Source organism: Rahnella sp. BCC 1045 (genome assembly GCF_019049615.1).
In the GTDB taxonomy this organism is placed as follows: Bacteria; Pseudomonadota; Gammaproteobacteria; order Enterobacterales; family Enterobacteriaceae; genus Rahnella; species Rahnella contaminans.
In genome coordinates this window covers 143,065-161,852 of sequence record NZ_JAFMOZ010000144.1, presented here as the reverse complement: position 1 = coordinate 161,852, position 18,788 = coordinate 143,065, and the positions used below count along the sequence as shown (strand labels likewise).

General features: G+C 52.1%; 20 protein-coding genes. 11 read left to right on the top strand and 9 right to left on the bottom strand.

Features of this window, described 5'->3' with window-relative positions; genetic code table 11:
- The first annotated feature begins 66 nt into the window (after positions 1–66).
- The 4 genes from J1782_RS24890 to J1782_RS24875 all read left to right on the top strand — a co-directional run bounded on the left by J1782_RS24890 (position 67) and on the right by J1782_RS24875 (position 1,727).
- Positions 67–279 (top strand): hypothetical protein, encoded by a 213-nt coding sequence (locus tag J1782_RS24890; RefSeq protein WP_217154116.1) that lies wholly within the window; start codon positions 67–69, stop codon positions 277–279.
- Between the two features lie 218 nt (positions 280–497).
- A complete protein-coding gene (locus J1782_RS24885; protein ID WP_217154115.1) occupies positions 498–722 on the top strand; it encodes a hypothetical protein in 225 nt (74 codons plus the stop codon).
- Positions 719–1,000 carry a hypothetical protein gene (locus J1782_RS24880; RefSeq protein WP_254303162.1) on the top strand — a complete coding sequence of 94 codons (282 nt, stop codon included), beginning with the start codon at positions 719–721 and terminating at the stop codon, positions 998–1,000. The genes J1782_RS24885 and J1782_RS24880 overlap by 4 nt, the downstream gene beginning before the upstream one ends.
- Before the next feature lie 196 nt (positions 1,001–1,196).
- Positions 1,197–1,727 (top strand): hypothetical protein, encoded by a 531-nt coding sequence (locus J1782_RS24875; RefSeq protein WP_217154114.1) that lies wholly within the window; start codon positions 1,197–1,199, stop codon positions 1,725–1,727.
- Between the two features lie 406 nt (positions 1,728–2,133).
- Here J1782_RS24875 and J1782_RS24870 read toward each other — a convergent pair whose 3' ends face one another.
- The 6 genes from J1782_RS24870 to J1782_RS24845 all read right to left on the bottom strand — a co-directional run bounded on the left by J1782_RS24870 (position 2,134) and on the right by J1782_RS24845 (position 7,927).
- The gene (locus tag J1782_RS24870) at positions 2,134–3,348 is read right to left on the bottom strand and encodes a site-specific integrase (protein WP_217154113.1); all 1,215 of its coding nucleotides are present in this window, start codon (positions 3,346–3,348) and stop codon (positions 2,134–2,136) included.
- Positions 3,349–3,789: 441 nt separating this feature from the next.
- A complete protein-coding gene (locus tag J1782_RS24865) occupies positions 3,790–4,809 on the bottom strand; it encodes a Gfo/Idh/MocA family oxidoreductase (protein WP_217154112.1) in 1,020 nt (339 codons plus the stop codon).
- Between the two features lie 66 nt (positions 4,810–4,875).
- Positions 4,876–5,553: a deoxyribose-phosphate aldolase gene (gene deoC / locus J1782_RS24860; protein WP_217154111.1), complete on the bottom strand. Its 678-nt coding sequence runs from the start codon at positions 5,551–5,553 to the stop codon at positions 4,876–4,878.
- Positions 5,554–5,633: 80 nt separating this feature from the next.
- A complete protein-coding gene (locus J1782_RS24855; RefSeq protein ID WP_152326134.1) occupies positions 5,634–5,903 on the bottom strand; it encodes an HPr family phosphocarrier protein in 270 nt (89 codons plus the stop codon).
- 26 nt (positions 5,904–5,929) lie between these two features.
- Positions 5,930–7,354 carry a PTS fructose transporter subunit IIC gene (locus J1782_RS24850; RefSeq protein WP_217154110.1) on the bottom strand — a complete coding sequence of 475 codons (1,425 nt, stop codon included), beginning with the start codon at positions 7,352–7,354 and terminating at the stop codon, positions 5,930–5,932.
- A 117-nt stretch (positions 7,355–7,471) separates the two neighbouring features.
- Entirely contained in the window at positions 7,472–7,927 is a 456-nt protein-coding gene (locus J1782_RS24845; RefSeq protein ID WP_217154109.1) for a PTS sugar transporter subunit IIA, read from the bottom strand.
- 190 nt (positions 7,928–8,117) lie between these two features.
- Between J1782_RS24845 and J1782_RS24840 the strand changes: the two genes are divergently transcribed.
- The 3 genes from J1782_RS24840 to J1782_RS24830 all read left to right on the top strand — a co-directional run bounded on the left by J1782_RS24840 (position 8,118) and on the right by J1782_RS24830 (position 10,366).
- Entirely contained in the window at positions 8,118–9,155 is a 1,038-nt protein-coding gene (locus tag J1782_RS24840) for an alcohol dehydrogenase catalytic domain-containing protein (RefSeq protein WP_152326131.1), read from the top strand.
- Positions 9,156–9,178: 23 nt separating this feature from the next.
- Positions 9,179–9,982, top strand: coding sequence for a DeoR/GlpR family DNA-binding transcription regulator (locus J1782_RS24835; protein WP_217154108.1), 804 nt, complete (start codon positions 9,179–9,181; stop codon positions 9,980–9,982).
- 111 nt (positions 9,983–10,093) lie between these two features.
- On the top strand, positions 10,094–10,366 hold the full coding sequence (locus J1782_RS24830) for a YqjD family protein (protein WP_101078878.1): 273 nt from the start codon (positions 10,094–10,096) through the stop codon (positions 10,364–10,366).
- A gap of 101 nt (positions 10,367–10,467) precedes the next feature.
- On the opposite strand, the gene J1782_RS24825 is transcribed toward J1782_RS24830, so the two are convergent.
- A complete protein-coding gene (locus tag J1782_RS24825; protein WP_217154107.1) occupies positions 10,468–11,376 on the bottom strand; it encodes a nickel/cobalt efflux protein RcnA in 909 nt (302 codons plus the stop codon).
- A 121-nt stretch (positions 11,377–11,497) separates the two neighbouring features.
- On the opposite strand from J1782_RS24825, the gene rcnR reads away from it, so the two are divergent.
- Positions 11,498–11,770 carry a Ni(II)/Co(II)-binding transcriptional repressor RcnR gene (gene rcnR, locus J1782_RS24820; protein ID WP_217154106.1) on the top strand — a complete coding sequence of 91 codons (273 nt, stop codon included), beginning with the start codon at positions 11,498–11,500 and terminating at the stop codon, positions 11,768–11,770.
- Between the two features lie 55 nt (positions 11,771–11,825).
- Here rcnR and J1782_RS24815 read toward each other — a convergent pair whose 3' ends face one another.
- The gene (locus tag J1782_RS24815) at positions 11,826–13,244 is read right to left on the bottom strand and encodes a NarK family nitrate/nitrite MFS transporter (RefSeq protein WP_152326126.1); all 1,419 of its coding nucleotides are present in this window, start codon (positions 13,242–13,244) and stop codon (positions 11,826–11,828) included.
- Between the two features lie 362 nt (positions 13,245–13,606).
- Here J1782_RS24815 and narX point away from each other — a divergent pair, with 362 nt between their 5' ends.
- Both narX and narL read left to right on the top strand, forming a co-directional pair.
- Positions 13,607–15,397 (top strand): nitrate/nitrite two-component system sensor histidine kinase NarX, encoded by a 1,791-nt coding sequence (gene narX / locus J1782_RS24810; RefSeq protein WP_217154105.1) that lies wholly within the window; start codon positions 13,607–13,609, stop codon positions 15,395–15,397.
- Positions 15,394–16,044 (top strand): two-component system response regulator NarL, encoded by a 651-nt coding sequence (narL, locus tag J1782_RS24805; protein WP_152326124.1) that lies wholly within the window; start codon positions 15,394–15,396, stop codon positions 16,042–16,044. The genes narX and narL overlap by 4 nt, the downstream gene beginning before the upstream one ends.
- 3 nt (positions 16,045–16,047) lie before the next feature.
- On the opposite strand, the gene J1782_RS24800 is transcribed toward narL, so the two are convergent.
- The gene (locus tag J1782_RS24800) at positions 16,048–17,481 is read right to left on the bottom strand and encodes a YchO/YchP family invasin (protein ID WP_254303161.1); all 1,434 of its coding nucleotides are present in this window, start codon (positions 17,479–17,481) and stop codon (positions 16,048–16,050) included.
- 543 nt (positions 17,482–18,024) lie between these two features.
- Between J1782_RS24800 and J1782_RS24795 the strand changes: the two genes are divergently transcribed.
- Positions 18,025–18,774: a gluconate 2-dehydrogenase subunit 3 family protein gene (locus tag J1782_RS24795; RefSeq protein WP_152326122.1), complete on the top strand. Its 750-nt coding sequence runs from the start codon at positions 18,025–18,027 to the stop codon at positions 18,772–18,774.
- The last annotated feature ends 14 nt before the right edge of the window (positions 18,775–18,788 follow it).

The following is an 18,788-nucleotide window of genomic DNA, read 5'->3' as shown; positions in this document are numbered from 1 at the left end:
ACCAAAAAGCAAAACCAATAGCCGCGTAACGCGGTTTTTTTTACGCCTGCAACATGAGGTATCCCCATGCCATCATTTGAAGATTATCTCAACGAGAAAGTCGGTGAAGTCGCAGGAGTGCCGATATTTCGCAAGGATGAAATGAGCATCCCACGGACGCACTTTGCCAGAGAGGTTTACGAGCGCGGTCGAAGTGATGGCGTGGCAGAGGGATATGCAAAAGCGATGGAGACGCTAGCAGCGCCGAGCATCAGAACGAAGCACAAACCAGCCGCCTAGAGCGGTTTTTTTACATCTGGAGAAAGCCCATGACAGTTCTTCACTTATCTACCGAGCGGAAATTTCCACTTTGTGCCGAACTTGTTCAGCGGATGAACGAGTTGATTCACGAATACAACGGAGAACTTGGAGTGGCTGAATGCATCGGCTGCTTAGAGATAGTGAAGCACGGCATTCTCATTAACCCAACAGATAAAGATTCCGCATAGGGGCTGACCATGTTTGAAGACGACCTGAGAATCAACACTCGCCCCGACTACACCGACGACGGATGCGACTGGACTGCACGGCACATATTCAACATGAACGCACGGGCAAGAGTTCGGCTTGGTGGTAATTGTGTGATGCCGCCATGCAAGCAGGTAGCGGGAATAGCTAAGCCTGTGAAGAAGGCCAAGAGCAAGAACAAATCACGCGTGTTTGAATTTGGAGATGCAGCATGACTAAGTTTATGGGAACGCCTTATCCATGGAAGTGGTTTACCAGTAATAGCCACAACCGTTTAAGCAGTGAGGTAACCGGCAAAGATGGCGATGTAATTCACGCCTTTAAAGCCTCTGATGGAATGGTCTGCGTCAATGTCAGTCAATGGGATATGCCGGTGATTGCCGCCGCCCCAGAGTTGCTTGAAGCGTTGCAGTCTGTCATTGCAATTGCTGACCGTGACACTGACGTTTTCAATGCAGCAAAGGCAGTCATCGCCAAAGCACTCGGACAATAAATTATGACCGACCCTGACGTGTACATCAAAACTGCTTACATCGGAAGTGAGCATTTCACCGCAGGGAAGTATTACCCAGTCTGGAGCAAGTACGGGATGACTTGCAGGATAATTGACGATGATGGGATTGGAAGATTAGTGATAGCTCCAGGAGGCGGCGCATGTCCGTATCTGGATGGCAAAGGCGAATGGAAATATGTGGGAGTTACGAAATGAACAAATTACCAGTTTGGGCTTTGTGGGCAATCGGCGTGGCGTTCTGCGGATTGTGCTGGGTTGCTGTAAGTCTTTTTGCTTATGGGGTGTGGAAATGAAAGGTTTAGCGATTTGTAAAACGTGTGGAACCGACCATTCGGATAATGGTGGAAAATGCAGGGGTTTGATTATCAGTAAGCCATCTCAGGTTTGGGATGGCGAATATCCAATACCTGCGGGAGTCAATGTAGAAGTCCATTTTGAGTGCGATGATTCACGTGTCTGGACGGAGTTTCGAGTTGAGTATATGCGTGGCGATGTGGTGGTTTTACATGATTACCGAAGCGACAATGTCGAGTCTTACAGTAACGCCAGACTAAGCTTCCGCCCTATCCGCTCACCTGAAGATGTGGCAAGGGATGAGGCTATCGAGGCAATGCGTGATGTGGGCTACACGCTGCCAGCCGCAATCAGATTTACTAAAGAAGAGATGGCCGCACTCTACAACGCAGGTTACCGCAAGATGGAGTAGACCATGACGCCAGAAGAGGCCGAAAACGCAGTCAGAAGCATCGCAAAGAAACTCCTCACCGAACTCCGCAGTAAAGACAACACTCAATCACTCCGCGAACTACTCGATAAATACTCACCTCAAGCTAGGCCATTCTGCCCGCAGCGGCATGAACCATGGCTATGGCTGAATGTGCATGTCTATCGGGTGTTCGCAGGTAAATAGCAGAGGTAAGCATGCAATCTCCATATATGAGCACCAAAGAAGTAGCTGAGCTTTTCCGCAGAAAGCCCGAGACGATTCATAACTGGAACAGCAGAGACAGAAGAACCGGACAGAAGCACATGAAGAGCTTTCCTGATCCGGTCTTTCGAGGATTTTATTTAAGAGAGGAAATAGAGCAATTCGGAAAGTTACAGCGTAACGCTCAACCAGCAAGTATCCTCACCAGTTCATCATCCCACGCTTGATAAGCCTTCCTCTGCTCTTCCATATAGTCGTTGTGATCGTAAACAGACCATATTCCAGGCAACTTATGCCCAAGCATAACTTCGCATACATGAGGGGCTGCGAGCGTTGACCATCGCGTTCTTGCTGTTCTCCTCAGGTCATGCATTGTCCAATGCGGCATAAGTATGCCTTTGTGTCGGTATGTCCAAGCGATAATTGTTTTTGGCAATGACAGCGCGGCGGAGCTATCCATGGGGCGGCTTATTCGTGGCTCATTGAATGCGCGCTCAAAGAGGTAATCAGAACCGCCATTAAGCCTCATGGCCTCCTTGATAAGCTCTTTAGCAGCTGGAATTATTGGTCTTAAAATCGACTTTCCTGTTTTCCCTCCCTTGTGGTTCTCCGGAGGAACAGTCCAAACGTTTTTAACAAAATCGAAGTGCTTCACCTTAGAAGATATGATTTCACCTGATCGGCAGCCAAATAGCATGACTAGCTTAACAAGAATTTTGTTCTTCTCAGTCATTTTGGAAAGCTTGAGCGCGTCATAGACCAGCCTGATTTCATCATCATCAAGTACCCTGGTCGTTACCCCTCGCTTTATCCCCATATCCTGCGCTGAAATTCCTTCCAGCGGCTTCGTTGTAATATCCCCTCGCCTTACACCCCACGAGTGAATTTGTGATCCAGTTGATAACAACCGTCTTGCAATCGATGGCGATTCTTTTTGAACGCCCTCTATCAATCTGAGCCATACATGCTGATTGACAGAATCATGCTTCATCTTCCCTATCGTTGGAAATACGTGCAACTCAAACGAGCGCAGAATCTGAGCGTGCCCCTTCACGTTTGCGGAGGCATAAACCCTGATCCATTCCCTGACAACGTCCTCAACACTCATAGCGGTTTGTCTTTCGAGGATCCTGTTAGCAAGATACTCCGATGGGTTCTGCCCCTCTTCAAGCACCCTTCTTAACTTAATGTTTTCGTCTCGGGCTTCTTTCAGGCTCATGCCAGGATACGTTCCAATATCTAACCGCCGCTGCTTTCCGGCCAGCATATAGCGTATCTGGAAGACAACCTTGCCCTTGCGGCTAATTCTGGCAGACAGGCCATCACGGTCTGATTTTTCAAAAACGCTGTCAGAATCCTTTCCTAACACAGACCGCAGGTAACTATCAGTAAGAGCCATGACGTCCTCTTTTAGTACATAAGATAAAATCCAATGCGAGGAACATTAGATTATGTACTTTGAGGTGTACATACTTTTCCGTTGGTAATGATGATGAATCGTGAGGTTAGGTTGGTATGTATGAGGATGATTAGTTATTTGATCTGGGGTTAGCGTGGATTTTAGTGAGGTTTAGTTGGAAGGGATGATATCAAGTTGGCTAATCATTGATATCAGAGATAAATAAGCTGTTTGATGTCCATTTTATTGAATATTCATTGAGTTACAGTGATTAATTCAGAACACAATGTGAACGGAATTGCCCGCGAAAAGCCACGTCCCGGATTACGCATACCGCATGATATCCCACATTCACGAAATTTGTTTTTCGGGATACGCGGGAAATCATGCCGGAATCACATTTACTTATCTTATAACTCGCAGATTATTCATACGGGCAGATTATTCAATAAAGACCGGGCGCTTTTCGCGAAGGGACTTCAGCCCTTCCCGCACCAGAATCAGCGCCATTTTTCCGTCGTGACCGGTGACCTGTGTTCCGGTGTCGTGACGGATGGCGTCGATAAAGGCTTCGGCTTCGCGCACGTAGGCTTCCAGATATAACTTCGTCCAGGACGGCATGGATTGCGCCTGAATGGTTTTGTCTTGCGTCACCACTTCAACATTATTGCTGTTCTGCCGGCCAACTTTGACAATGCCATGCGTGCCGAGAATTTCCGCGCGGGCATCGTAGCCGTAACGGACGTACTGCGCGCCGTCGATCATGCCGATGATGCCGTTGGTGAACTGCATCATGACGGCGCAGGTATCATAATAGTCGGGGTATTCCGCGGCTTTTTCCGGTGACCGGAAATTATGGCCGATGACGTGGATCATGCTCACTTCGGCTCCGGCGTACCACCTGAGCGTATCGAGATCGTGGCTATTCACTTCAGCAACCGGCCCGCCACTTTTGGAAATATCGAACATCCACTCTTTAGGCTCGCTCGGCCCATGGGTCAGTGATTTTAGTAACGTCACTTCGCCGACAGTTTTATTTTCAATCACCTCCTTGCCCGTTTTAAAATTCTCATCAAAACGGCGCATAAAACCTAATTGTAATTTGACGTTATATTCCCGGCATGCGTCGATCATGTCGTTGCATTCTTCTTCCGTTCCGGCCATCGGCTTTTCGCAGAATATATGTTTTCCGGCTTTCGCGGCGGCAACCACAATATCGCGGTGTAAATGCGTCGGTGTCACCACCACAATGGCATCAATATTTGCGTTTTTCAGGGCTTCGCGATAATCGGTATATTGATATTCCACCTGAAGTTCTTTCTGCACTTCCGCCAGATTCCCCTCGTCGGGATCGCATATTGCAATTAACCGGGCATGACGAAGATTACCGTTATAATTCCGGGCATGAATCATCCCCGCGCGGCCACAACCAATCAGACACACATTAATCATTTTATTCATTTTCAGCCTCAGTCAGGGCATGTTTCGTTATTTACCGGCCTGTATCACAGGCCAGTTTTCTGAATACTATTTGGCAGCGAGAAGTTCATTAACGATTTTTATTCCGGCAGAGCTGCCCAGACGCGTTGCGCCTGCATCAATCATGGCAAGCGCGTCGCTCAGCGTGCGAATTCCACCCGCAGCTTTAACCTGAACGTGTTCGCCCGCGTGTTCTTTCATTAATTTGACGTGTTCAGCCGTTGCGCCCGCAGTGCCGAATCCTGTGGAGGTTTTAACAAAGCCCGGTTTCACTTCAGCAGCGATTTTGGCGACCTGAATAATTTCATCTGTCGTCAGGTAACAGGTTTCGAAAATGACTTTCGACACAATCCCGGCTTTATTGGCGACAGCCACCATCGCCGCCATTTCTTCTCTGATATAAGCGTAGTCATGCTCTTTGACTTTGCCGACATTCAGCAGGTAATCGAATTCCTGCGCGCCATTATTAACGGCGTCCTGTGCTTCAAACACTTTGGCGGCAATGGTCATCTGCCCCAGCGGGAAACCAATCGCCGCGCCGGTCAGCACGGATGAACCTTCCAGCATTTGACGGCAGGTGGCGACTGGCCAGGAGTTGATAGCAACAGACGCAAAACCGTATTCCTTCGCTTCATCACACAGTTTTTGGAAATCTTCTTTGGTCGCATACGCATGCAGATTGGTATGGTCAAAGAATGCGGCCAGTTTTTCAGCAGAGTATTTCATTTTCTATTCCTTAATCAGGTTTCAGTATTCAGGGAGTTGCCTGCCGGCAAATAAATTTATGGATTACGACAAAAAGGGATTCAGCCCGCTTCTTCCACCAGCGTAGATAAATACTGGCTTAGTATTTCGCTGGCCTCTTTTTCCTGTTCGCCTTCGCAGAGTAAAGTAATTGCTGAATTATGAACGATGCCGAGTTTCATCAGTGCCAGCATACTTCTGCCATCGGCCTCTTTTTCTTTATTCACCAGCCTGACATTACAGTCGAATTTCTTCGCCATTTTCGAAAATGTTGCGCAGGGACGACTGTGAAATCCCATGGGATTAATAAAGCGTATTTTCGATGCAATCATAACGTTCTGCCTCCTTATTAATGTTTTTAAACAGCCAGCGCGGATTTATTAAATTTCGCCTTTCGGTATAATCCGTAAATAATTCCACCGGTCAGTCCGCCGCTGAGAATAGCAATTACCCAAAGTAAACCGTGCGTGACGAGCGGAAGAATAATCAGCCCGCCGTGCGGGGCTGGCACCGCGACTTTAAAGAAGAAGGTCAGCGTGGCACCGATCGAGGCGCTCAGCATGAGTATCGGGATCACACGCAGCGGATCTTTTGCAGCAAAGGGAATCGCGCCCTCGGCAATAAACGTCGCACTGAGAATAAAGTTCACCAGCCCGGCGGCCTGCTCCTCTTTTTCGAAATACTTTCTGAACATCACAGTCGCAAAGGCAATCACCAGCGGCGGCACCATGCTGGCGGTCATGACGCCGGCCATAAATAATGCGTTGCCCTGCTCGGCCAGCAACATCGTTCCCGTCACATACGCAGCTTTGTTCACCGGGCCACCGAGGTCAAACGCGCTCATACAGCCAATCACAATGCCGAGCAATAACGGGTTCGCGTGTTCCAGCCCGGCCAGCCACACCATCATGCCTTTATTTAAAGCCGCGATGGTCGAACCGGCAGAAAGCATGAAGACGCCGACCACCAGAACACCAATCAGCGGCATCAGGAAGATAGACTTGAAACCTTCCAGCGAACGGGGAAATGAACGGGTGATATGCAGCATCCATTTCATGAAATAACCGGCGAAAAAGCCCGCGATAATGCCACCAAGAAAGCCCGCGCCGATATCGGTCGCCAGCAGGCCGCCGACGAATCCGGCTACAAAACCAGGGCGGTTCGAAATGGAGTACGCGATAAACGCGGTGAAGACCGGCACCATTAATGAAAACGAGAGTTTACCGAGTTTAAACAGGCTGGCGGCAATCGGGTTATATTGCGCGCTGGTCGGGTCAAATGAGTAAATCCCCCAGAAGAAGGAAATGGCGATTAACACACCGCCTGCGACCACAAACGGCAACATGTTCGACACGCCGTTCATCAGGGAAATATAGACAGACCGCCCCGCGCCCTGGCGCTCTGCTTTTTCGGCGGCAGGTTTTTCATTATCAGGCGTTGCGGTTTGTTCGTGCCGGTAAACGGCTTCTTCACCGGCCATCGCCCGGGCCACCAGTTCAGTGGCTTTTTTAACGCCGTGGCCGACCGACGCGCGGATTAACGGCTTACCGTCGAATCGTGCCATTTCCACCGCCTTGTCGGACGCCAGAATCACCATATCGGCCCGGGCGATTTCTTCTGCCGTCAGCGCGTTTCCAATGCCCACGGCCCCGTTGGTTTCAACGCGGATCCCCGCACCGGCTTTTTTTGCGGCCTTTGTCAGCGCGGCTTCCGCCATAAACGTATGGGCGATCCCCGTCGGACATCCCGTTACTGCGACAAAAAACTTTTCTCTGGTAGACATGATTCTGGCTCCATAAGGGTGATTTCTCCGATCTGTCATTTACTGCTGATTTACCCTGTTAATTATCGTTTACTATCGATATCAGTTAAATGCAGGTCAGAGCAGAATGTGAAGAGGTTAATCAACGTAACGGGTCATAATTTCAATGACCTGCGCTTGATCCTTTGCCGCAGCAATCGGGTCACGGAAATCATCTTCCATAATCGCGCCAGCGAGTTTCATCAGGATCCTGATGTGTTCATCACCCGCGCTTTCTTCCGGAACGGCAATCATGAAGACGTACTGCGCGCGGTCATTTTCTTCGGCATCCCATAACACCGGCTTCACCAGTCGTGCAAAAGCGATAACCGGCAATGTAACCGCGTCACTCTTGCCGTGCGGGATTGCGAAGTCGTGGCCGACTGCCGTTGAGAACTCAACTTCTCTTTTACGGATGGCCGCCATGAAGTGATCGAAACCGCCCGGTTTCAGGCACCCGGTCGCTTCTATCTTTTTGCCCATCTGCCGCAGAACGTCGTCTTTATCCTGAACATCCAGATCCAACATCACGGTGTCTTCTGAAAAAATCCTCATACTGGCTTTCCCTTTTGCTGTTAATTATCGTTTGTTATCGTTTATGCGTACATCAAGAGCAAAGCGATAATAAACGATTGACATCGGTAATTGCATGACTAAACTCACAAGAATTCACATTGAGTCGATTTTTTGATCAACACCCCGTTTAGCAAAAGACGCTCCGTCCTGTAACCATTGAGAGGCTGTTATGAAAGCAATTCAGTTATTTGCCAAAGGTGAACTCCGTTTAACCGACCTGCCAGAACCCGAAATCGCGCCAGACGAAGTGCTGCTGGCTTGTAAAGTCGGGGCGATTTGCGGTACCGATTTGCGGATGTTCGCCAACGGCCATCGCCAGTCGCCACAGGCGCTAACGCTGGGGCATGAATTATCGGGCATCATTGAGAAAACCGGGGCGAACGTCAGCCCTGAATGGCGTGTGGGAATGCGCGTGGCGGTTGCCCCTAACTACGGGTGCGGCACCTGCGACAGCTGCATAAGCGGCAATACGCAAACCTGCAAGGAATTCCAGGCGTTGGGTATTCAGAAAAACGGCGCGTTTGCCCGTTATGTGGTGATCCCCGCCCGCGCCGTGCAGCAGGGAAATATCGTGGCGTTGCCGGATCACGTTTCGTTTGAAGAAGGCGCGCTGATTGAGCCTTTCTCCTGTGTTTATAATGCCTTTGAGCGCTGCCATACCCGCGTCGGCGATACGGTTCTGGTGATTGGCGCGGGGCCAATTGGCCTGATGCACGCCATGTTGCATAAAGCGGCGGGTGCCGGAAAAGTGCTGATCAGCGACATCAACCCGGAACGGCTGGCGATGGCGTGTCATTTTGATGCGGATTTTGTGCCCGTGAGCGGTACCGATACGCTGGCGGACGTCATGCGTATTACGCAAAATCGCGGCTGTGACGTGGTGATTACGGCGGCGTCGAGTGCGGAAATTCAGTCGCTGGCGTTTGAACTGACGGCGCTGAATGGCCGCGTGCTGTTCTTCGGCGGTTTGCCGCACGGTAAAGAAATGGTCAGCCTGAATACCAACATTATTCATTACCGGCAGATCACGGTGACGGGCATGAGCGGGCAGAATTTACGTCAGTATCGGGAAAGCCTGAGAATGATTTCCAATGGACTGATAAATCTGAAAGAAATCTTGACTCACAAGTACACTCTTGAACAATATGACGAGGCTTTCAGCGCCGCCCGTTCAGGACAGGCGCTGAAAGTGGCCTTCGTTTTATAACCCGCCGGACACTGAGAAAAATCATGAACGATCATTCGGAAGATAAAGTTTTTTCACTCGAACGCCAGCAGGCCATTCTGGCGTTTGTGGAGGAAAACAAGAAAGCCACGGTCGCCGAACTTTGCCAGATCTTTAAAGTCTCGACTTCCACGATCCGTAATGATCTTCGTGAAATGGAAAAGAACATGCTGGTCACGCGGACGCACGGCGGCGTGCTGATCCGCAGTAAAACCGGCGTGGAGATGATGTCCACCGAAAAAGAAGTCTGCAATCATGATGCGAAAGTCATGGTTGCACAGCTCGCACTTGAGCAGATTGAAGACGGCGATACGCTGTTGCTCGATACCGGCACCACCACGCTGGAACTGGCGAAAATTCTGGGTGAACGCCAGCAACTGACGGTGATCACTAATGATCTAAAAATTGCCCTGACGCTGGAAGATTCGCCGGGCGTGGTAAATCTGTTCTTTATTGGCGGCGCGGTGCGCAAGCAACTTCATTGCGTGATCCCGTTTAGTAACGACAACAGTTTGTCTGATCTGATCATCGATAAAGCCATTATGGGCACCAACGGTTTTACGCTAAAAAATGGCGCGACAACCCCAGATGTGCGTCAGGCCGCGTTTAAAAAGAAGATGATTACCTGTTCGACCAGCGTGATTTTGCTGGCAGATTCAACCAAAATCGGCCGTGACGCATTCGCCAAATTTGCCGATATCTCCGATATCCATATTTTCATCACTGACAGCATTAAAGATGACGTGCGCTCAGGGCTGGAAGCACAGGGAATGCTGGTCTGCGACGGCTCAGCGAAAAACCGCGGGTAATATTGCTATTGGGTAATCCTCCTAATTGTGCCATGCCGTTGTGCGCGAAACCGGCAGACATCAGGTTTTACGACTACGCTTAAAAACTGACACAAACAAAGGAGCACTAAAATGTCATCTCAAGAATTCGATAATGATGCAGATCGTCTGGCTGATAAGGTTGAAAACAAAGCGAACGAGTTTGCTGGCGAAGCGCAGAAGCAATTTGGGGACTTTGTGGACTCACCTAAACATCAGCTGAAAGGCGCGGCGCGAAAATACTCTGCTCAGGCAAGTGATGCGGTTTCAGATGTTGCAGAAAAGATTAAAGAAAATCCGCTGTCAGGATTGATCGCCGCTGGCGCTATCGGCGTTGTGCTCGGTTTGCTGCTTGGCCGCAAATAAGCCTTACGGTTAACTCGTGTTAAGCTTCAGCAAAAGAAAGCCCGTCGGGCTTTCTTTGTTTTATTGCCTCGTGAATCCCCCGCCGGTTCCCTCCCTTACGACTACGACGTCAGCCCGATAACACCGTGTACGCCCATATAAATTCCGACAACGCCAATCAGTACGCTTGAAAAATACGGTGCGCGCCGGGCAAGCGTATTGAATCCGCTCCAGCGTTTGGCAACCTGACGGACACTCACCGCCGCCCCCACACCCACGGTCACCAGCGTTAACGCCAGCCCGAGGCTGAAACAGACCACCAGCGCGGCACCCAGCGCCAGCGCTTTCAGCTGAATGCAAATCAGCAGCACGGTAATCGCCGCCGGACACGGGATCAGCCCGCCGGTCAGGCCGAAGAACAGAATCTGCCAGTTGGTGACTTTCTGGGTCGCAAACCGCCGCGCGATATCTCCCGCATGCGCCCTTTCGTGTGCGTCCTGATATTCCTGCGCTGCGACGTTAACGCGAAACCCTGTCAGGCTCGCCGGTTTGGTGTGAATCGCATGAGGTACGCTGGCCGCCTGAAGAATTCCGTGACCGTGATGGTGGTCATGTTGATGATCGTGAGGGTGATCATGAGCGCCGTGATTATGGGTATGCCGCACGCCGTTTTGCTGCTGTTTCCATGCGCTTTCTCCGCGATAAGTGCGCCAGAACATCCATGTGGCCGTCCCGACGATAATCATAGCCGAGATCAGCTGAAGCCAGGGTTCCGCCGATTCGGCAGTAAAACGGTGACTGATAACCATCCCGCCAAACGCAATCAGCCAGACGATGGCGGTATGCGAAACCGTAGCCGCCAGCCCCAGCATCACAGCCTGCCGGACAGTCCCTTTGATCGCGATGATGAATGCCGCCATCATCGTTTTCGAATGCCCCGGCTCCAGGCCGTGCAAAACCCCTAACAATATAGCGCTGGGAATAAATACCCAGGCATTCCCCTGCTGCAACAATGTGGCAAAGTCGTTCATCTTTATCATTCTCAATGGAAGTGGCGCAGACGATTGTACTCCCCCCCAGTATCATATACTACCCCCCAGTATCCTGAGGATGTTATGCTGTCCGCGTATTCACGGCCATCAGGGAGTTAACATGTCACATACCCTTCGCGATAAACAGAAGCTGAAAGCGCGTACCAGCAAGATTCAGGGACAGGTTGTGGCATTAAATAAAATGCTGGATGAACCGCACGAATGTTCAGCGGTTTTGCAGCAGATTGCGGCAATCCGGGGCGCGGTCAACGGGCTGATGCGCGAAGTGATCAGGGGACATCTGACCGATCATCTGGTGCATGAAGAAGATGTGGCGAAGCGCGAGGCCGATCTGGATGTCGTGCTGAATGTGCTGAATTCTTACGTGAAGTGAATTGCGCCCATGAAAAAAGGGGCCAAAGCCCCTTTTCATTAGTGTCTGTCAGTCTTTATTTTCTGACCTGTTTGGTCGCAAAACCTTTGTTCAGCTTACGCCAGTACACCAGCCAGGTGATCAACGCGCACACCACGTAGAATACCAGGAAGACTTTCATCGCGCCCGCCGGTGAACCGGTCAGTGCCAGAGACGTCCCGAAGGCTTTCGGAATGAAGAAGCCACCGATCGCACCAATCGAAGAGATAAAGCCCAGTGCCGCCGCCGTGTCCGTGACGGCTTCACGCAGCGCTTCGTCGTCGGTTGCACCGCGCGCTTTCGCCTGATCGGTGGTGATTTTACGGAAGATCACCGCAATCATCTGGTAAGTCGAACCACTCCCCAGACCGGCCGTCAGGAACAGCACCATGAAGACGGCGAAGAAGGCCGGGAAGTGACCACCCGCGCCGTTCACCGGCAGGGTCAGGAACAGCAAACCGGCGAAAACAGCCATCAGAATGTAGTTCACCAGCGTCACGCGGATACCGCCCAGACGGTCAGACAGCATGCCGCCCGCAGAACGAGCCAGTGCGCCAACAAACGGACCGAAGAACGCGTACGAAATGATGTTTATTTCCGGGAACTGGGTTTTGGTCAGCATCGCAAAACCGGCAGAGAAGCCGATGAACGAGCCGAATGTCGCCAGATACAGCACGCTCATGATCCACAAGTGACCGCGCTTGAGTACCGGCAGTTGCTGGCGGATAGACGCTTTAGACGTCGCCAGGTCATTCATGCCAAACCATGCGGCAATCGTGCCGATAATCAGGAACGGTACCCAGATCCACGCCGCATTTTGCAGCCACATGTCAGCACCGTTCGCCAGCGTTTGTTTGTCACTGAACGCAGCAAACACGCCGAGAGAAATCACCAGCGGAGCAACCAGCTGCATTACGCTGACGCCCAGATTACCCAGACCGCCGTTAATACCCAGTGCGCCGCCCTGCTTCGTTTTCGGGAAGAAGAAGCTGATGTTGGACATGCTTGACGCGAAGTTTGCGCCGCCGAAACCGCACAGCAGTGCGATAATCAGGAACGTGTTGTAAGACGTGCTGACGTCCTGCACCGCGAAGCCCAGCCATGCGCACGGCAGAACCAGGAAGATGGTGCTGAGCGCCGTCCAGCGACGGCCGCCAAACAGCGGGATCATGAACGAGTACGGAACGCGCAGCAGTGCGCCGGAAACGGAAGGAATGGCGGTCAGCATGAACAGCTGATCGGTGGTGAAGTTAAAGCCTACTTTGTTCAGGTTTACTGACACCAGGCTGAACAGCATCCAGACGCAGAAACCCAGTAACAGACAAGGCACTGAAATCCAGAGATTCCGGCTCGCCACTTTATGCCCGGTTTTTTCCCAAAATGCCGGATCTTCCGGCCGCCATTCCTGTAGCAGGCGTGACGGCTTTTCCCTTGATGGAGCAGATGTTTGTGACATAAGTACCTCGTGTAGCAGCGCGTTATCGTTGTAATGACTGAGTTGTGTCGCACACACTAGGTAGAGCACCGCTTCCGCATGTTGATGCAAATCAACGCAACGGCAGGTGAAAAAAGGCGAAAAAAAGACCACGGATCCTTTGTGAGTATCGGGCGCGTTTCAGATAAAGTGCTAAGATTCATTGCGTTGGTCATTCAATCTCCCTTGAATTATCAGGGGCATCACTCCGATGGAAATAAAGGAGTAATCACAAAGAGGTATAGGGAAACTCCCCCTGATCATAAAAAATGCCACTCCGTAATTATATCGTTTCAGCTTTTCACGGTATTCACCGCTTCCGACACAGATCCAGGAACCCAGTTATGTTTAAACGCGCTTTGCCTTCTCTGTCGCTGGTCAGCCAGATCACCATGCTGATGCTGCTGCTCGGCCTGCTGGGCATTGGCGGAATGAGCATGGCAGCGTGGATGGCGGGAAGTATTGAAGGTAACGCCCACGCCATTAACAAAGCCGGTTCACTGCGCATGCAGAGTTACCGGTTATTGTCCGAAGTGCCGCTGAACGGCAAAAGCGCCGCGTATATCCGCCAGATGGAAGTTGACCAGAACAGCGCCGATTTATTGCAGGCCGTCGAGCGTGAAAATCTCCAGCCGCAATTTTTTGCCCTGCGCCATTACTGGCAGACCACTTTGCGCGATCAGGTTCTGGCGGCGAAACATCCGCAGGACGTCTCCGCGAATATGGCAGTGTTTGTCAGCCAGCTCGATACGCTGGTCGCCGAGCTGGAACACAAAACCGAATACCATTTACAGCAGATTGCGCTGATCCAGCGCGGCCTGGTGGCTTTCACCCTGATCCTGCTGGCGCTGACCATCTGGTTCCTGCGCCGCCATCTGCTGACGCCGTGGCGCAGCCTGCTTTCTCAGGCCAGCGCGATCACCGCCGGTGACTTCACCCGCCGCTATGAACGCAAACGCGTGGCGACCGGCAATGCGCATAACGAGATGGATATACTCGGTGATTCGCTCAACAGCATGTCGGTGGCGCTGGGTGAAATGGTCGATAACCTGGCGCAGCGCGTGGCGGAGAAAACCGCCGATCTGCAACAAAAAAACCGGGTGCTGGATTACCTGTACCGCGTCAGCCGCCAGCTGCACACCAGCGCACCGCTGGAAATGCGGATGCAGCCGGTGCTGAAAGAGTTACAATCATTGACGCCGCTCAGTGGCGTGCAGGTGCGGCAATACGAAAATAACGGCGCGGAAGTGTTTAATGAATTCAGTCATGCGTCACCACGCCACCCGGTCAGCCCGAAAGTGGGCGAACATGCGGGCGAAACCGGGGAATCCCTGAGCTGGAGCCTGCGCGATGAGCGCGAAAACTACGGCGTTCTGCTGGCGCAGCTGCCGCCGGGGCAACATCTTAATGACGATCAGCAACAGCTGGTGAATACGCTGCTTGAACAGCTCACCAGTACATTAATGCTGGCGCGACAGGCTGAAGATCAGCAGCAGCTGATGCTGATGGAAGAACGTTCGGCCATCGCCCGCGAGCTTCACGATTCACTGGCACAGTCCCTCTCCTGCCTGAAAATTCAGGTGGCCTGTTTGCAGATGCATCAGGAGAGATTGTGCGAGGAAGATGCGGCGCTGTTACAGCAGATGCGCGAGGAACTGAGCACCGCGTACCGACAGCTGCGCGAACTGCTGACGACGTTCCGCCTGACGCTCAACACACCCGGCCTGCGGGCTGCACTGCAACATACGGTGGACGAATTCTCGCGCCGTATGGGGCTGGCGATAGATTTCGATTACCAGATACCGCCGCGATCGGTTCCGGCTAATCAGGGCATCCACCTGTTACACATCGCCCGCGAGGCGCTGAACAATGCCTATAAACACGCGAAAGCGACGCAGGTTTCCCTTTCGCTGCACGCCAGTGAAGGCGAAATCACCATGAGCATCTGCGACAACGGCGAAGGTATTTCCCCGGACGCAGAACGGCAAAATCATTACGGCCTGATCATCATGCAGGATCGCGCCAGCACATTACACGGCCAATGTCGGGTTGCCCGACGTCCGGACGGTGGCACAGAAGTCACGGTCCGTTTCCGTCCGGAAGCGTTACCCATTAATCCCCAGGAGCAAGTATGAACGACATCACCCCTTCCACCATTTTGCTGATTGACGATCATCCTATGCTGCGCAACGGCGTGAAACAGCTGATTGCGCTCGACGCCAGCCTGCAAGTCATTGGCGAAGCCAGCAACGGCGAACAGGGTGTCGAACTGGCGAAACAGCTCGACCCGGACCTGATCCTGCTGGATCTGAATATGCCCGGTATGAACGGGCTGGATACGCTCGACAACATGCGTCAGACCTCACTGTCTGGCCGCGTGGTGGTGTTCAGCGTATCCAATCATGAAGATGACGTGGTGACGGCGTTAAAACGCGGCGCGGACGGCTATCTGCTCAAAGACATGGAGCCGGAAGATTTACTGGCCGCCCTGCACAACGCCGCCGCGGGCAAAATGGTGCTGAGCGAAGCGCTGACGCCGGTGCTGGCGGCAAGTTTGCGTGAAAGCCGTCCGAGCGGCGATCGCGATATCCAGTCCCTGACGCCACGCGAACGCGACATCATCAAGCTGATTGCCGAAGGTTTGCCGAACAAGATGATTGCCCGTCGCCTGAACATCACCGAAAGCACAGTGAAAGTTCACGTGAAGCATTTGCTGAAAAAGATGAAGCTGAAATCCCGCGTCGAAGCGGCAGTTTGGGTATTGCAGAGTAACGTGATTTAACGTTTAGAAATTCAGCCCCGCGTCATCGCCGTATTGCGGTTGCGCCGTCAGCGGTGGGGAAACGGTCAGCGTGATCCAGTTTGACGTTACTTTCTGCGATTTACTGTCTTCCACCGTCACCGATAAACGGTAGCTGTTGGTGGCGCCCGGCGAATTGTCCCATTGCGGCACGATCACGCTCCAGCCTTCCGCGTTACGGTTATTAGCCGGCGGTGTCAGGCTCAGCGCCTGCGTATCGCCCTGCCAGCTCAGCGCGACAACGGAATTGAGCGCTCGCAGTTGCAGTTTCAGCGGCACCGTTTCGCCCGCTTGCAATGACCACGGCGGCGTCGCCAGATATACCGACAGGGTTTTCCGCTGTTTAAACTCCATCACCGGCATGTTATTGCGATCGACCCTATCAAACCGGCTGCCGCGCAGTGAACTCGCTGCGGCTACGTTGCGCGATGACAACTGCTGATCCAGCGGCACGCCCAGACGATAATTGAGCGTCAGTTTCACCACATCCTGATTATCGCCATCCTGTCCGGCCTGATGTTCTGCCATCACGGTCACCAGCGGCACCGGCGTGTAATTCAGCCCGAACGAAACCGCCGAAGGATTGCTCTGGCGCGTACCGTTGCCGAACAAATCCACCTGATTGCCAAAATACTGCTCGTAGCTCAGCGATGCCCCAAGCTGGCGGTAAAACGGCAAATAGCCTTTGGTGGTGATGTCGTAACCGCGCGCCTGACGCCGCAGTTGTGCAGACGTGCTGCTGTCCGCGCGATACGAGGTCAGCGGATGGTAATAGTTGGTGGAAAATCGCAGATAATCCGTCCAGGCTTCCGCGCCCAAACTTCCGCGTGTCAGCTGATGGTCGAAATCATTATCGATAAACGCGTTATAGCCAAGCATCCACGCGCCGGTATTAAAACGCTGGCCCAGACCGAAATTCCCCACCGTGGCATCCGCCGCGCTTTGCAGACCGATCTGGCTGTAGACCAGATTATTCTCTGAATTGTACAGCGGGCTGAAAAGCTGGCCGGAGCTGCCATCCAGATTATGACCGGTGACATCCAGCGTCGTGCTGACAGTGCCCAGCGGCGAAAGCAAACTGCTGGTTTCTTTTTGCACCAGTTTGGCGGCCTGGCTGAGCGCAATATTTTCCGCCTGCAAACGCAGCGGATCGTCGCTGTCTGATGTGGTCGTGCCGAGTTCTTTCAGCGTGGTGGCGAGCTGTTTTTCCGTCGCGCTCGGCGCATTGTCATTTTTAATGTACTGACTGCCGAGGCTGGGTAACACATTGGATTGCCGGATGTTTCCGGTATTGAAGGCGGACTGTTCATCACCCGCAGGCAGGAAACCGGAGAGATCATACGAAAGCCCCCGGGTGCCGGAAGCAACTTCAGAAGGGTCTGCCGTCAGCGCAGAGGCACTTCCAGCATAGAAAGCCAATCCCCCTGCCACGAGCAGAAAGAAGCAGGTTGAGCCCGCATAACGCTTCAATAAATAGGAAAAAAAATCTGTGACCTTTGTCATGCCTTACACATTTTAAACGTAAGGTTTGATCTTACCTGACAAACGACATATTTCAACCTTCATGCCATGAATGGCCACATAACCCTTTTCATAAAGTGGAATTATGCGGGGGTATTCCCTGCAATATGTACGGTTAAAATCCACGCACATCACAAAAAAACGTCTAAAATTACAACATTAAAAACCATTAGCACACATTTCATAACATTTTTAACAAATTAACCATTTATCTTTACAGGTCATTTTCATTTATCCTTAGCAGGTTAACGATTTATTCCGGTGCCACCCGACTGCTTTTGCAGAGCGCACCTGAATTCTGACCGGCATTTTTAATGGCAGCCGTCATGCCGTAAAAAATGCTTCTGCACGCGTCCCTCTCCCCTTTTCTTCCGCCCGGAAGACGACGGGATGTGCGCCATTTATAGCTGCATACTGCTACATAAAAAACAGGGAACATCAATGAGCAAAAAAACGTTACCGGGCGTCACCCGCAGGCAAATTCTCTCGTTCACGGCAGCCTCCGCAGTATTGGGCGCGGCCAAGGCCGCAAACGCGGTAACCCTCAAAGGAACCCCCGTGTGGAGCCCCTTTGACGCCAGCCCGCCTCCGCAAATTGATATCGATGGCTGGGCGTTCTTCACCGACGCCGAAGCCGCCGCCATGGAAGCCATTGTTGACCGACTGGTACCCGCCGACAATCTGAGCGTCGGAGGTAAAGACGCCGGATGCGCAGTGTTTATCGACCGCCAGCTGGCCGGTTTCTACGGCACCTACGCCCGCCTTTACATGGAAGGCCCGTTCCAGGACGGCACACCGGAACAGGGCGACCAGTCTCCATTAGTTCCTCAGCAGCGATATCGTCTCGGCCTGGCCGCGCTGGATAAATATACCCGGTCTCAGCACCAGAAGTTGTTCAAAGACTTGCCAGGTGACCAGCAGGATCAAATTCTGTCCGGTCTGGAAAACGGAAAAATTGCTCTCGATGGGATCGATTCCAAACTGTTCTTCGCCATTGCGCTCAAGAACACCATGGAAGGTTTCTTCGCTGATCCGATTTATGGCGGTAACCGCAACATGGTGTCGTGGAAAATGCTGGGCTTCCCCGGCGCACGCTACGATTACCGCGAATATGTCGGCAAACATAACCAGAAACTCGATCTGGAACCGCTGAGCATTTCAGGCGGCGACGCATGGAAAATGAAGAGCTAAGGGCAGAAAAACAT

Coding starts and splice junctions, on each gene's coding strand:
- J1782_RS24890 (WP_217154116.1), top strand. CDS start 67: ATGCCATCATTTGAAGATTATCTCAACGAGAAAGTCGGTGAAGTCGCA.
- J1782_RS24885 (WP_217154115.1), top strand. CDS start 498: ATGTTTGAAGACGACCTGAGAATCAACACTCGCCCCGACTACACCGAC.
- J1782_RS24880 (WP_254303162.1), top strand. CDS start 719: ATGACTAAGTTTATGGGAACGCCTTATCCATGGAAGTGGTTTACCAGT.
- J1782_RS24875 (WP_217154114.1), top strand. CDS start 1,197: ATGTGGGAGTTACGAAATGAACAAATTACCAGTTTGGGCTTTGTGGGC.
- J1782_RS24870 (WP_217154113.1), bottom strand. CDS start 3,348: ATGGCTCTTACTGATAGTTACCTGCGGTCTGTGTTAGGAAAGGATTCT.
- J1782_RS24865 (WP_217154112.1), bottom strand. CDS start 4,809: ATGAATAAAATGATTAATGTGTGTCTGATTGGTTGTGGCCGCGCGGGG.
- deoC (WP_217154111.1), bottom strand. CDS start 5,553: ATGAAATACTCTGCTGAAAAACTGGCCGCATTCTTTGACCATACCAAT.
- J1782_RS24855 (WP_152326134.1), bottom strand. CDS start 5,903: ATGATTGCATCGAAAATACGCTTTATTAATCCCATGGGATTTCACAGT.
- J1782_RS24850 (WP_217154110.1), bottom strand. CDS start 7,354: ATGTCTACCAGAGAAAAGTTTTTTGTCGCAGTAACGGGATGTCCGACG.
- J1782_RS24845 (WP_217154109.1), bottom strand. CDS start 7,927: ATGAGGATTTTTTCAGAAGACACCGTGATGTTGGATCTGGATGTTCAG.
- J1782_RS24840 (WP_152326131.1), top strand. CDS start 8,118: ATGAAAGCAATTCAGTTATTTGCCAAAGGTGAACTCCGTTTAACCGAC.
- J1782_RS24835 (WP_217154108.1), top strand. CDS start 9,179: ATGAACGATCATTCGGAAGATAAAGTTTTTTCACTCGAACGCCAGCAG.
- J1782_RS24830 (WP_101078878.1), top strand. CDS start 10,094: ATGTCATCTCAAGAATTCGATAATGATGCAGATCGTCTGGCTGATAAG.
- J1782_RS24825 (WP_217154107.1), bottom strand. CDS start 11,376: ATGAACGACTTTGCCACATTGTTGCAGCAGGGGAATGCCTGGGTATTT.
- rcnR (WP_217154106.1), top strand. CDS start 11,498: ATGTCACATACCCTTCGCGATAAACAGAAGCTGAAAGCGCGTACCAGC.
- J1782_RS24815 (WP_152326126.1), bottom strand. CDS start 13,244: ATGTCACAAACATCTGCTCCATCAAGGGAAAAGCCGTCACGCCTGCTA.
- narX (WP_217154105.1), top strand. CDS start 13,607: ATGTTTAAACGCGCTTTGCCTTCTCTGTCGCTGGTCAGCCAGATCACC.
- narL (WP_152326124.1), top strand. CDS start 15,394: ATGAACGACATCACCCCTTCCACCATTTTGCTGATTGACGATCATCCT.
- J1782_RS24795 (WP_152326122.1), top strand. CDS start 18,025: ATGAGCAAAAAAACGTTACCGGGCGTCACCCGCAGGCAAATTCTCTCG.